Source organism: Agarivorans litoreus, assembly GCF_019649015.1.
Classification (GTDB): Bacteria; Pseudomonadota; Gammaproteobacteria; order Enterobacterales; family Celerinatantimonadaceae; genus Agarivorans; species Agarivorans litoreus.
This window is the reverse complement of record NZ_BLPI01000001.1, coordinates 33,570-46,229: the sequence shown is the minus strand read 5'-3', so window position 1 is coordinate 46,229 and position 12,660 is coordinate 33,570. Positions and strand designations below refer to the sequence as shown.

The 12,660-nt window shown below is 41.2% G+C and carries 10 protein-coding genes and 4 tRNA genes; 6 read left to right on the top strand and 8 right to left on the bottom strand.

Annotation, left to right across the window (positions count from 1 at the left end; all coding sequences use genetic code 11):
- Positions 1–105: 105 nt before the first annotated feature.
- Positions 106–810, top strand: a complete 705-nt coding sequence (locus K5L93_RS00250; RefSeq protein WP_220717960.1) for an SDR family oxidoreductase — start codon at positions 106–108, stop codon at positions 808–810.
- 49 nt (positions 811–859) lie between these two features.
- Here the strand turns inward: K5L93_RS00250 and K5L93_RS00245 are convergent.
- From K5L93_RS00245 to K5L93_RS00230, 4 genes are all read right to left on the bottom strand, one after another.
- Positions 860–936 (bottom strand) — tRNA-Met (locus K5L93_RS00245).
- A gap of 83 nt (positions 937–1,019) precedes the next feature.
- Positions 1,020–1,096: transfer RNA gene (locus K5L93_RS00240), tRNA-Met, on the bottom strand.
- A gap of 83 nt (positions 1,097–1,179) precedes the next feature.
- A tRNA-Met gene (locus K5L93_RS00235) sits at positions 1,180–1,256 on the bottom strand.
- A gap of 83 nt (positions 1,257–1,339) precedes the next feature.
- Positions 1,340–1,416: transfer RNA gene (locus K5L93_RS00230), tRNA-Met, on the bottom strand.
- A gap of 160 nt (positions 1,417–1,576) precedes the next feature.
- On the opposite strand from K5L93_RS00230, the gene rlmKL reads away from it, so the two are divergent.
- The 5 genes from rlmKL (at position 1,577) to rmf (ending at position 7,954) form a co-directional block, all read left to right on the top strand.
- The gene (gene rlmKL, locus K5L93_RS00225) at positions 1,577–3,673 is read left to right on the top strand and encodes a bifunctional 23S rRNA (guanine(2069)-N(7))-methyltransferase RlmK/23S rRNA (guanine(2445)-N(2))-methyltransferase RlmL (RefSeq protein ID WP_220717959.1); all 2,097 of its coding nucleotides are present in this window, start codon (positions 1,577–1,579) and stop codon (positions 3,671–3,673) included.
- A gap of 4 nt (positions 3,674–3,677) precedes the next feature.
- The gene (locus K5L93_RS00220) at positions 3,678–3,917 is read left to right on the top strand and encodes a glutaredoxin family protein (protein ID WP_016401435.1); all 240 of its coding nucleotides are present in this window, start codon (positions 3,678–3,680) and stop codon (positions 3,915–3,917) included.
- Positions 3,911–5,806, top strand: coding sequence for an ATP-binding cassette ATPase Uup (gene uup / locus K5L93_RS00215; RefSeq protein WP_220717958.1), 1,896 nt, complete (start codon positions 3,911–3,913; stop codon positions 5,804–5,806). Before K5L93_RS00220 ends, uup begins: the two co-directional genes overlap by 7 nt.
- Positions 5,803–7,629, top strand: coding sequence for a DUF3466 family protein (locus tag K5L93_RS00210; RefSeq protein ID WP_220717957.1), 1,827 nt, complete (start codon positions 5,803–5,805; stop codon positions 7,627–7,629). Before uup ends, K5L93_RS00210 begins: the two co-directional genes overlap by 4 nt.
- Positions 7,630–7,777: 148 nt before the next feature.
- Complete coding sequence (gene rmf / locus K5L93_RS00205) at positions 7,778–7,954, top strand: ribosome modulation factor (RefSeq protein WP_084681792.1); 177 nt, start codon at positions 7,778–7,780, stop codon at positions 7,952–7,954.
- Between the two features lie 50 nt (positions 7,955–8,004).
- Here the strand turns inward: rmf and fabA are convergent, their stop codons facing one another.
- The 4 genes from fabA to rnt all read right to left on the bottom strand — a co-directional run bounded on the left by fabA (position 8,005) and on the right by rnt (position 12,655).
- Positions 8,005–8,541, bottom strand: coding sequence for a bifunctional 3-hydroxydecanoyl-ACP dehydratase/trans-2-decenoyl-ACP isomerase (fabA, locus tag K5L93_RS00200; protein ID WP_220717956.1), 537 nt, complete (start codon positions 8,539–8,541; stop codon positions 8,005–8,007).
- A 78-nt stretch (positions 8,542–8,619) separates the two neighbouring features.
- A complete protein-coding gene (locus tag K5L93_RS00195) occupies positions 8,620–10,611 on the bottom strand; it encodes an AAA family ATPase (protein WP_220717955.1) in 1,992 nt (663 codons plus the stop codon).
- Positions 10,612–10,663: 52 nt separating this feature from the next.
- Positions 10,664–11,992 (bottom strand): Na+/H+ antiporter family protein, encoded by a 1,329-nt coding sequence (locus K5L93_RS00190; RefSeq protein ID WP_220721405.1) that lies wholly within the window; start codon positions 11,990–11,992, stop codon positions 10,664–10,666.
- Positions 11,993–11,995: 3 nt separating this feature from the next.
- Positions 11,996–12,655: a ribonuclease T gene (gene rnt, locus K5L93_RS00185; RefSeq protein ID WP_220717954.1), complete on the bottom strand. Its 660-nt coding sequence runs from the start codon at positions 12,653–12,655 to the stop codon at positions 11,996–11,998.
- Positions 12,656–12,660 lie beyond the last annotated feature (5 nt).

Here is a 12,660-nt window from a genome sequence, read left to right as displayed (position 1 = left end):
TTGTTTGCTTCGTACCAAAGTACGATAAAACTAGCACTATAGTATTGATACTGTCCAGTAAACTTGCAGAATACTCACTTCAATAATCCGAACTCAGGTATGTATATGGAAAGCGTGAATGGAAAAGTTGCAATAGTAACAGGTGGCGGCAGCGGTATCGGTTTGGCGATTGCAAAAGCCTTAGCGGAGCAGGGCGCTAAAGTTGTCATTAGCTCGAGAGATTTAATCAAGCTTGAGCAAACGGTTAGTAAGTTAAAAGATGATTATGGGTTAAGCGTTCATTGCTACGCTGCTGATGTTCGAATTAAACAGCAAGTAACAGCCTTGAAAAATTTTGTAATGAGCCAATTTGGTCGAGTAGATATTTTGGTGAACAATAGCGGTTTAGGTGTAGGCCATACTATTGAAGATTGTAGTGAAGAAGACTGGGACTTGGTTGTAGACACCTGTACCAAAGGCACCTTTTTAATGAGCCAAGCGGTACTACCAAGCATGAAATCTAATCAAGGTGGCTTTATCCTCAATATTGCTTCGCAAGCCGCTAAAAATGGTTATGCCAATGCTGGACCTTACTGCGCGGCAAAATTTGCAGTGCTCGGTTTAGCTGCAGCATTGCAAGAAGAAGTAAAAGAGCACGGCATTAGAGTACATAGTTTGTGTCCAGGCTTAGTACAGGTGCCAGAACCAGCGTGTGAGTCGGATATAAAGCCAGGGTGGCTGCAAGTAAGTGATTTAGCAGAGGCAGCATTGTTTGTGCTTAAACAACCGGCAAGGGTTCAGCTAGAAGATATTGGTTTGTATGGATTTTAGATAAGGGCAGGCAGCTGATTAAGCGGCTGTTAGCTTGGAGAGTAAAAAATGGTTGCGGGAGCCGGATTTGAACCAACGACCTTCGGGTTATGAGCCCGACGAGCTACCAGACTGCTCCATCCCGCGTCCGGTCTTAACTAATATAGTTAAGTGATTTGAATAGTTAGTTGGCTTAGCTATTCGAACTAAGCAATTCTTAAATAAAGAATTGGTTGCGGGAGCCGGATTTGAACCAACGACCTTCGGGTTATGAGCCCGACGAGCTACCAGACTGCTCCATCCCGCGTCCGGTCTTAACTAAGTTAGTTAAGTGATTTGAATAATTGTTTGGCCTAGCTATTCTAACTAGTCAATTCTTTCAACAAGAATTGGTTGCGGGAGCCGGATTTGAACCAACGACCTTCGGGTTATGAGCCCGACGAGCTACCAGACTGCTCCATCCCGCGTCCGGTCTTAACTAAAGTAGTTAAGTGATTTGAATAGTTAGTTGGCTTAGCTATTCGAACTAAGCAATTCTTGAACAAAGAATTGGTTGCGGGAGCCGGATTTGAACCAACGACCTTCGGGTTATGAGCCCGACGAGCTACCAGACTGCTCCATCCCGCGTCCGTCATTGCGGAGCGCATAGTACGCACAGAGTAGTGATAATACAAGAGATTATTTGTTTTAATTATTCAAGTGCCGATTATTTATCCGAATGAGGCTTTTACTACTGATCCTTAGCAAAACAGGTATAATCCACGGGTTAAATAAATAGAGTATCGAAATGGCAGATTTTTTCGCTTCGACCGCTAAAGGTTTAGAAAGCTTATGTTTAGATGAAATTACCGCGCTGGGTGCAGAAAATTGCAAACAAACAGTAGCTGGTGTTAGCTTTAGTTGTGACTGGCCAACCGCCTACAAGGTTTGTATGTGGTCACGTGTTGCCTCTCGCATATTGTTGCGCTTAGTAGAGACTCAAGCAGAAAACGTTGATGAGCTATATGAAGCTGCCTATTCAGTACGTTGGAATAAGTACTTTAGTGTAGACCAAACATTCTCGGTGCATTGTAGTGGAACAAACCACTATATAGACAATAGCCAGTTTGGTGCGCTTAAAGTAAAAGACGCCATTGTTGATCAATTTAACAAGCTGGAAGGAGTTCGCCCCAATGTGGCTAAAACCGATGAAGACGCGCGAATAGTGGTTCGTTTAGCCGGTAAACATTTAGCCATTTCCATTGATTTATCTGGCGCAGCCCTTCACAGACGTGGTTATCGTTTAGAACAGGGTGAAGCACCAGTTAGAGAAAACCTTGCTGCGGCCTTGGCGATTCGCAGTAACTGGCAAGAAAAATATCTGATTGATCCAATGTGTGGTTCCGGGACAATTTTGATTGAAGCGGCTATGCAAGCCGCCGACATCGCTCCAGGTTTAAACCGACAATTTGGGTTTGAGCGCTTACGCAATTTTGCGTCTTCTGCTTGGCAAGATATCCGAAACGATGCCGAAGCTAGAGCCCAATATGGCTTAGCAAATTGTAAACAACGTCTTATCGGCTACGATATTGATCGTCGCATGGTGACCTTAGCTAAATCGAACATTGAGCGCGCAGGGCTTAGTGATATCATTTCAGTACATGTTCATGATGCTGCAAATCTGCCACCTGCGCCTAGTGAGCCCGGACTTATTTTGTCCAATCCACCTTATGGTGAACGTTTGGGCGAACTAACTAAGCTTATCGGCCTATTCTTATCCTTTGGTGCGAGCGTACGCGAAAACTATCCAGGCTGGCGCTTGTCGCTATTTACCGCCGCTCCAGAACTACTCGACTATCTGCGCTTGCGTAGTGACAAGCAATATAAGTTTTTAAATGGTGCACTTAACTGTGTGCTAAAAATCTACCAAATTGGTGAACGTGGGCAGGAGACTCAACGTAAATATGCGGAAGACTTTGTAAATCGTTTGTTAAAAAACAAGAAAAAGCTGCAGAAATGGATCAAGCGAGACAACATTACTTGTTATCGTTTATATGATGCAGACTTACCCGAATACAATGTGGCTGTAGATTGTTACGACGACTATGTGATTGTACAAGAGTATCGAGCTCCAAAGAGTATTGAACCTGCAAAAGCGCGCCGTCGTTTAATGGATTTGCTAACCGGGCTTTTACAAAGTGACTTAGTGGCCAACGATAAGTTAGTAATTAAGCAACGTGCTCAACAAAAAGGGCGCCAGCAATATGAACGTAATAGCGACGAAAAAGAGCGTTTTGTTGTTCAAGAATATGGCGCTCAGTTTTACGTTAATCTTACCGATTATTTAGATACTGGTTTGTTTTTAGATCACCGCAATATGCGTCATTACATTCAGCAACATAGCGCAGATAAAAAGGTTCTCAACCTTTTCGCTTACACGGGGTCAGCCTCAGTTCATGCAGCACTTGGTGGAGCGTCTAAAGTAACTACTGTCGATATGTCTAATACCTATTTAAACTGGGCAAAAGATAACTTTAGATTAAACCAGCTTCCTATTAGCAAACATGAGTTTATTCGTGCTGATTGTATGGCTTGGCTAAAAACCCAAATATCACAACGTTGGGATTTGATTTTTCTTGATCCGCCTACTTTTTCTAATTCAAAGAAGATGGATGAAGTATTTGATATACAAAAAGATCACGTTGATTTGTTGAGCTCGGTTTCGCGCTTGCTTAATCCGGGTGGGCAGTTGATTTTCTCAAACAATAAACGCCAGTTCAAAATGGATATCGAAGCTTTAGCAACGCTGGGGCTTAAAGTTAAGAACATTTCAAGTCAGTCTTTATCGCCTGATTTTGAACGTAATAAACAAATTCATAATTGTTGGATGATACACAAGGAATAGTTGTATGACTTGGGTTTTATATAGTACTGATGGTTGCCATCTTTGCGAGGATGCTCGTGCCTTAATTTTAGCTAATCCTAATATTAATGAGCTAAAAGAACAAGACATAATCGAAGATGAGTCTTTAGTTGAGCAATACCGTTATAGCATTCCTGTGTTGTGTCACGAACCCAGTCAACAACGAATTAACTGGCCTTTTGATGCAAGCCAGTTAGAACAATTTATAGAGAGTTGTGCGTGTTAGTAAACTTACAAGACGCTTTTTTAGCATACGGCGACACGCCACTGTTAAACAAAGCAAATGTTCAAATAAACAAAGCTGAACGAGTATGTCTAGTTGGCCGTAATGGTGCTGGCAAGAGCACCTTGTTGCAAGTAATTGAAGGGGCTATTCAGTTAGACTCAGGCCAACGTCAACTCGTTAATAATGTTGTTATCACTCGATTACAGCAAGATCCACCTGAGGCGAGTGAGCAGCGTATTTTTGATTACGTCGCTGAAGGCAAACCGCATATCGGTAAGCTGCTCAGCGAGTTTCACCACTTAACGTCAAATATCAATGAAAACTCCAGCGAACGTGAATTAAAACGTATGCAACAAATACAGCATGAGATAGATGTTGTAGACGGCTGGAAATTTGATAACGAAATTCAACAAGTACTCACCACCATGAAGCTAGATGGGGAAGCTCCTTTGCAAGGTCTTTCCGGTGGATGGCTAAGAAAGGTTGCGTTAGCCAAAGCGTTGGCTGGTGATCCAGATATTTTACTGCTTGATGAGCCTACTAACCATTTGGATATTAATACCATCAAATGGCTAGAAGAATTTTTGCTTAATTTTAAAGGCACTATTGTTTTCATTAGCCACGATAGGGCATTTATCCGTAAAATCGCCACCAGAATTATAGATATAGACCGAGGTGTGCTGACCTCGTGGCCTGGAAACTATGATGCTTATTTAGAAGGTAAAGCAGAGTGGCTACGTGTTGAAGAAGAACAGAATGCACTGTTTGATAAACGCTTAGCAGAAGAAGAGGCTTGGATTCGTCAAGGTATTAAAGCGCGTAGAACCCGTAATGAAGGGAGAGTTCGAGCGCTTAAAGCTATGCGCAATGAACGCAGCGAACGGGTTAATCGCCAAGGTACAACCAATATGCAAATCGACGATGGTTTGCGTTCAGGAAAAATTGTATTTGAAGCCGAACAATTAAGCTTCGGTTATCCGGATGATGCTTATCCTATTATTTCCCCGCTTGATTTGTTGGTAATGCGAGGAGACAAGATAGCCTTAGTGGGCGGCAATGGCTGTGGTAAATCAACCCTTATTAAGTTGTTACTTGAGCAGTTAACTCCAAGCTCAGGCAAGCTAAAAGTTGGGACTAACCTCAATGTTGCTTATTTCGACCAATATCGCCAAGAGCTAGATCCTGATAAAACCCTATTGGATAACTTAGCCGGCGGCAAGCAAGAAATAGAAATTAATGGTAATAAACGCCATGTAATGGGTTACTTACAAGACTTTTTATTTCACCCTAAACGCGCATTTACTCCGGTTAAAGCGCTTTCTGGTGGCGAAAAAAATCGACTAATGTTGGCAAAGCTATTCTTGAAACCTGCAAATTTGTTGGTATTAGATGAACCAACCAACGATTTGGATGTCGAAACGCTGGAGTTACTAGAAGAGTTGGTAAGCCAATACCCAGGAACCGTGTTATTGGTTAGCCATGACAGAAGCTTTATCGACAATACAGCAAGTCACGTTTGGTTCTTTGATGGAAACAGTAATGTAGATAGTTATGTAGGTGGATACTCAGAAGTAGCTGCTTACATCGAAAATCAACAGAAAGCACCTGTAGCTAAAGCTGTAGAGAAAACCGACTCTGCTTCGCGAATTCCAAAACAATCTAAGAAGTTGTCATATAAATTTAAACTCGAACTTGACCAGCTACCAGAAAAATTAGAAGCTGCCGAGGCTCAAGTTGAAGAATTACAAAGTAAAGTAAACGAGCCAGAGTTCTTTAATTTAGAACAAGATTTGGTTCAGAGTACATTAAGTCGTTTAGCTAATGCTGAACAAGATTTAGAAGATCTGTTTACGCGTTGGGAAGAATTGGAAGAATTAAAAAATTCATGAAGAAGTCTATAATTTGTCGTTCGTTAGGTATGGCATTCGCGCCTTTATTGTTGTCTGCTACTTTTGTTCAAGCAGCACAAACCGAATCCTATTACTTGATCGAAGAGATCCCATTAGAAGCTGCAAATGGTTTAGCAGAAGCAAATAGCGATATTGTTGTTACGGCTGTTAGTAACGACGGTGAGTATGTAGCAGGTAACGCATTAACTTTCAGAACACCTTTTCGTTTCTACGACTTTTCTGATAGAACCACTTTCGATTATGGTTGCCAGTACGCTAGCGAAGTGTGTGATTTACTGTTTTATGGCGAAGATAGTTTTTATGATACTTATCGCTATCGCTTACGAGAACAAAACAATGTGTTGTATAAATCAAATGTATTGTCATTCTTAGCAAACCGCAATATAAGTGGGGTGCATACTGATGGGAAAAACATCCCACCATTACCTACTTGGGATACGATTGACGAAAAAATTTATATTTTTGACGATATTTCAAATAGTTCCTATACCACTGATACTCGAATAAATGACCTAAATGGCGAATTAGGGTGGGCTGTAGGCTATGATTCTGCACCCTTTTCCAATCCAAACGGTAGTGGTTATACAAGAGAATTTATCCAGCGAGGATTTGCTCTTAGGTTAACCGACCAAGCCAAAATAACGCTTTTACCAACAGCCTTTAGCAGCAGTGGCGACTTAGCCGACGACCGTGGAGGCTTATCTTCTGGGTTGAAAGTGATTGAAAAAGAAGGGCGAACACTTGTTGTTGGATTAAGTAGTGTTGATTATTCAAATGTAGACAGCTTTGGAGAGTGTCAAACTGGTAACCAAGAAAACTATTACCGTTGTTCTGGTTTTCATACACAAGCCTGGGTTTGGGATATAACTGATGCAGTGGATGGTGAACAGGTTATAGGTGAACAGCTAGTAGAAGGTTATGCTCGTTCTCGGTACGGAAATGCACCCAACTTCAATTTAATAAAGGGGGCAAACAATGATCTATTAGTAGGTATCTCCTCTGATGACGTATACGACAGTACTAATGGATCTCGTGGACGAGCTGCAGTTTATACCGATAATGGCGACGGTACTTATCAGTTAAACCTTATTCCGAATATTCAGATTGATGGAGATAACGACAAGTTTGAAGATTCGGTATCACATACATGGGCAAATCAAGTTAATAGTAATAACCTTGTTGTTGGTAACTTACGATACGTTGAAGTAAAGTCACGCAACCGTCCGGTAGAAGCGTTTGTTTATGATGGCGATGAAAACTCTGAAAATTATCAAAAGGTAACTTGGCCATTACGTAACAACCCCTTTAGTGGAGCGAATAGCGAATTTAGCGATATAAATGATAATGGTTTAATTGTTGGCTGGAGAGATGGGTTAGGGGAAGAACAACCCTCTTATAATGGAACAAGTCGTCGACAAAGTGGCTTTTTATTAGATTACAACCGATATTTAGCAGGTAACCCTAGCTACACGTGGTCACTAAATCAGTTGACCTGCTACGAACAAGATGGCATACCACAGATCCCGCTCTATCGAATTGAGTTTGCAACTCATATAAATAATGAAGGGGATATATTCGCCAATGGCTATCACTACCAAAGCGCTGAAGATTTTGTAAATGGCGTCAATCCAAGAGCGGTATTGCTAAAACTGGTTCGAAACCCGGCTGTCACCGATATAGATGATTTAGCAACATGCCCTCAAATTGAAGAAGTGAAGTATGAGCGCAAAGGTGCATCTAGTTTATGGTTAGGCTTACTGCTCTTACCTGTTGTTTTTGTGAGGCGTTTCATAAAAAGATAAATTGTCTTGTTAGTACAACAAAAATATCAATTAGTTAGCGAATACTTAAAAATTTAGTTTTTGATCTTTTAAAAACGATAAGCGATAGTAGATCAGGAGTCCAAGTGGGCTCCTGATTTGTTTTCTGATCTTGATGAGGAAGAAGTCTATGAAAAGACAAAAACGCGATCGTTTAGAAAGAGCGCATGCCAAAGGTTATCAAGCAGGGTTATCAGGAAGGTCTAAAGAGACCTGTCCGTATGGTGGAGCAGACGCAAGAGGTCATTGGTACGGTGGGTGGCGTGAGGCTGTTGAAGAACGCGTTTCAGGATTAGACAATAACTAGATAAAAAAAGCCCTATAATTAGGGCTTTTTAATGTACTCATTACTCTAACTTAGAAGGACGAAGTATCAGTAAACAACCCTACTTTCAAATCGTTCGCTGAGTAGATCTGACGTCCATCAACTTCTACAACGCCGTCTGCAATACCCATAACCAACTTACGCATAATTACACGCTTCATTTGAATGCGGTAAGTAACCTTTTTGGCTGTAGGTAACACTTGGCCTGTAAATTTTACTTCACCAACACCTAACGCACGTCCTTTACCCGGACCACCACTCCATCCTAAGAAAAAACCTACTAGTTGCCACATTGCATCTAAGCCTAAGCAACCTGGCATCACAGGGTCTCCAGGGAAGTGACAATCAAAAAACCATAAATCAGGTGTAATATCTAACTCAGCGACAATTTCGCCGTTGCCGAACTCACCACCTTCGTGGGTAATTTTTAGAATACGATCCATCATTAGCATGTTTGGTGCGGGTAACTTGCTGTTTCCTTCACCAAATAAAAGGCCTTGGCTGCAATCAAGCAATTCTTGGCGTTCATAGCTAGTTTTACCTAGTTCTTTTTGCGAAACCTGAGTCATCAATTATACCTTTAAAAAATTTGCCGCTACTTTAGCGAACACGTGTGCGCTAAACAAGTCCGATGTCCAAAAAATTCGTTACAGTTTGAATATGTCAGTTATTTTTTTCAGAAACCAACGCATCAAGCTTGGCTCATCGTTAGGAATATTAATTAGCTTGTAGATTTTGCCGTAAACGCTTTCTTCATCAAGTAATTCTCCAGCCGGCAAATTAAATAGAATCGGTATTGCCTCGGCTATTGATGAAACGGCGTAAATATTGAGAAGATTTTTGTCTACTGCACGTAATACTTCTGGTGATAAATTTAGCTGGTTCAAATTAGCCTGAGGAATGACAACAGCAACAGCCTGTTGATGATCCACTACTTGCGAAACCCTCAAGTAACCTTCGATTTTTTCGTTTATGCCTCCGACAGCCAACACATTGCCTTTTTGATCTAAGGCTCCAGTTACCGCAATACTTTGTTGAATAGGGAGTTTAGCGATAGCGCTAAGTAGCACTAAAGCAGACGCTAGAGAAGCACTATCGCCATCTATTTCATGATATGACTGTTCAAACACAATGTTCCCGGAATAGGGGAAGTGATGATCAGTAGCAAACAACTGATTCAAAAAACCATGAATAATCATCATCGATTTTGCATGAACATTTCCGGCCAGCTCGGCTTTTCGCTCTATGTCGTTAAAGTCACCATCACCTTGAAATACATTGGCAGTGATGCGGATTGGTTCGCCAAAAGATAATCCCAAACCCGCAAAATCTATAACTGATAAACCATTTATTTGACCAACCTCCTCACCGCTTAAACAAATCTTAGTTTGTTTGTCTCGATAAGATAGATCGCTAAATTGTTGTTGGTGGTTAATGTTATTAGCTAGCAAACTAAGAGCTTGATTAAAGCCTTGGTTGTTAGTATCAAGTTTGTTGAGTTCTAGTAGTTGAAGTGGCGCAATGAGTGCTTTTATATCCAAACTCAAATACTGTTGATGTTCACATAGTTTTGCCGCATAGCTCAACACACTTTCGTATAAACTTGGCGCCAAACTAGATAATCCCAGTTTACATAATTCTGCATTAATTTGGCTTAGGTACAAATTAATATTGCTTGCATTGGCAACCACCTCAAGTGGCAATTCTGTCTCTAAAAGACCTAAGCCCTTTATGTTAGGGTCTAGCTCGTACAACTCTGCTATTGCATTGGCATTGCCAATAACCAGCAATTTGGGATTAATAACAATATCTTGAGGCTGACAAACTAATTTACTGAAGTGTAGCTTATCCCAAGAAAAAGTAGAGGTAGTCAAACATGCTTTTAGTTCAAACCAAAGCTTAGTTTCCGCGAGAATATCTTCTGCATTAATGACTATAAGGCCAGCGGTGCAATGTTGAAGCTTACCTAGGTTTATTTGCGGTAGTTCGCTACAGCTTGTCTGTGTTTGAGTGAGGTATTGGCCGAATAGTTCCGTCCTTGTGAACTCGTGACAGTAAGTAAGTCTCTCATCGCTATACCAAGCTAGATAGAAATTGGCGATTGTCGAAAAAGATGGTAATTCAACCAGATATTCAAATAGTTGTTTGATAATTGTGAAAAGACGCTCAGGCACTAAAGCGTCCAACAATTCCTTAAAGATTTTTGACAAAGAGGTAGATTGAGAATCTTCTATAAACGACAAATCGTCGCTAAATTCTTTAGCTAAGAGCTCTGAACCAAAATCTTTGTTCAACAAGTCTTCAATTTGCTGCATAGCTTGGTCGACGACGCTACAAGCTTGAGGGGTAAGCTGAATACAATGTGGACGTTGGGGCTGACTTGGATTGAAAAAAAGTGCATAAGCTTGCCGTTCTGCTTGGTAGTCTTTCGCAAAGTCCTGTAAGACCGAATGAAGATCAAAAAAGTTAGCGCCTTGGCATACCATGATTTGTTGGCTATTTTCTGTTTGAGTAAAATAGTCAAAGCTAGATTTCGCGACGGGCAACAAGTTAACCCATTGAGTATCGTTGTTGGGGTTGAGGTCTTCTAGCGAGAAACTTGGTTTTAGTTTTTCAATGCTTAAGGCAGATTTAGTCAATTCGTAGTCCGATGTTAAACGTGCAATGTGTAATTAAAACAGCTTGTTAGCTCTATAGAACAATAGCTGCAATCCAACCAAAAACCAATAGTGGCAAGTTGAAGTGTAAGAAAGTAGGAACCACAGTGTCCCATATATGATCATGCTGTCCATCACTATTGAGGCCAGCCGTAGGCCCAAGAGTTGAATCTGAAGCCGGAGATCCCGCATCCCCTAAAGCTGCCGAAGTTCCTACTAACGCAACTGTAGCTAGTTCAGAGAAGCCAAGAGATAATGCTAAAGGGACGTAAATCGCAGCAATAATAGGGATGGTAGAAAATGACGAACCAATCCCCATCGTAATTAGCAAGCCCATAAGTAACAGCATAGCAGCAGCGAAGGCTTTGTTATCACCAAGTATGGCTTGTGCGTTATTGACTAAATCAGGAACTCCGCCGGTAGCTTTCATTACGCCAGCAAAGCCGTTTGCTGCAATCATAATGAAACCAATTAAAGCCATTAGCTTAACGCCTTCTATAAACAGATCCTGACTGTTTTGAGGCTTTATACCAGACGCTGTGGTCAGTAATAAAAATCCAGTGAGGGCGCCCATAATAATCGACTCAGTATAAACATTCACCGCTAACGCACTGAATATGATAATTACATTTACCCATACTCTAATAGCACTAGGCGCTACTACACAGAGGGAGGACTCTTTGGTATTGGTTACTGTTTTGTAAGTTCTTGGTTTTCTATACGACACAAAGATAGCAGTAAGTAAACCTAGGATCATCCCTAGAGCAGGAATCGTCATTGCCACCGGCAATTGGCTTTTCTCAATTAGTAAGCCCGCAGATGAAATATTGGCGTGCAGTAGCTGATTTAAAAATATGCTGCCAAAGCCATAAGGAAGCCACATATAGGTAGTTACTAAACCAAAAGTAATACAGCAAGCAATGATTCGCCTATCCATATTTAGCTGATCAAATACTGCGAGCAAAGGCGGAATTAAGATTGGAATAAAGGCAATGTGCACTGGTACTAAATTTTGTGAACTCACTGCCATTAATATGATGGCGCTAAGCATCATCCACTTAACTAACGAAAGGTGCTGCGCTTTATGCAAATTGACCAACCGTATAATTTTATTAGCAATCATATCTGTTAAACCGCTTCTAGCAATTGCCACTGCAAAAGCTCCTAGCAGCGCATAACTTAGGGCGATGTTGGCACCATCCCCTAAACCGGTTTCAAAGGCGGAAATGGTCTCTGCCAAACTTAAGTTCGATAATAAGCCACCAACAATACTACTAATAGATAAAGCTAATACCACGTTTACTCGAAGTAAACTTAACAGCAGCATTAAACACACTGACAATACAACAGGGTTAGAAATCATCATTTAACTTTTCTCATCAGTGTCTTTTTGAGCAAGTGGCCATCCACCTAAGGTTTTCCACTTGTTTACAATTAAACAAAATAACTCTGCTGTTTTTTGCGCGTCATAGAGTGCAGAGTGAGCATCTTCGTTGCTAAATTCTAACCCGGCCTCTTTACAGGCTTTCGCTAACACGGTTTGGCCCAAGGCTAAGGCGCTAATACTGGTAGTGTCGAAGCTAACAAAAGGGTGAAAGGGGTTACGTTTGATATTACAGCGTTCTACTGCGGCATTAAAAAAGCTCATATCAAAGGCTGCATTATGTGCCACCATTACTGCACGGTTACAGCCATGTGCTTTCAAGGCTTTGCGTATTGGCTTAAACATCTCTTTAAGCGCAACATCCTCACTTACTGCCCCACGCAGGGGATTGCTTGGATCTATGCCTGTAAATTCTAAAGCAGCCTGCTCCAGGTTGGCTCCTTCAAAAGGTTCAACGTTAAACTGTATGGTTTCTAATACATATAGCTCGCCCTGTTCGTTAAAACTCAGCAAGCAAGCTGCAATCTCTAAAAGAGCATCGGTTTTAGCGTTAAAGCCCGCTGTTTCTATGTCGATAACAACAGGATAATAGCCGCGAAAACGGCTAGACATCAATTCAGTCGTGAGTTCTGTAATGGTCATAATGT

Excerpts from the sequence above, each read along its gene's own strand:
- rmf (WP_084681792.1), top strand. The coding sequence starts at position 7,778 with ATGAAAAGACAAAAACGCGATCGTTTAGAAAGAGCGCATGCCAAAGGT.
- fabA (WP_220717956.1), bottom strand. The coding sequence starts at position 8,541 with ATGACTCAGGTTTCGCAAAAAGAACTAGGTAAAACTAGCTATGAACGC.
- K5L93_RS00210 (WP_220717957.1), top strand. The coding sequence starts at position 5,803 with ATGAAGAAGTCTATAATTTGTCGTTCGTTAGGTATGGCATTCGCGCCT.
- rnt (WP_220717954.1), bottom strand. The coding sequence starts at position 12,655 with ATGACCATTACAGAACTCACGACTGAATTGATGTCTAGCCGTTTTCGC.
- K5L93_RS00220 (WP_016401435.1), top strand. The coding sequence starts at position 3,678 with ATGACTTGGGTTTTATATAGTACTGATGGTTGCCATCTTTGCGAGGAT.
- K5L93_RS00190 (WP_220721405.1), bottom strand. The coding sequence starts at position 11,992 with ATGATTTCTAACCCTGTTGTATTGTCAGTGTGTTTAATGCTGCTGTTA.
- rlmKL (WP_220717959.1), top strand. The coding sequence starts at position 1,577 with ATGGCAGATTTTTTCGCTTCGACCGCTAAAGGTTTAGAAAGCTTATGT.
- K5L93_RS00250 (WP_220717960.1), top strand. The coding sequence starts at position 106 with ATGGAAAGCGTGAATGGAAAAGTTGCAATAGTAACAGGTGGCGGCAGC.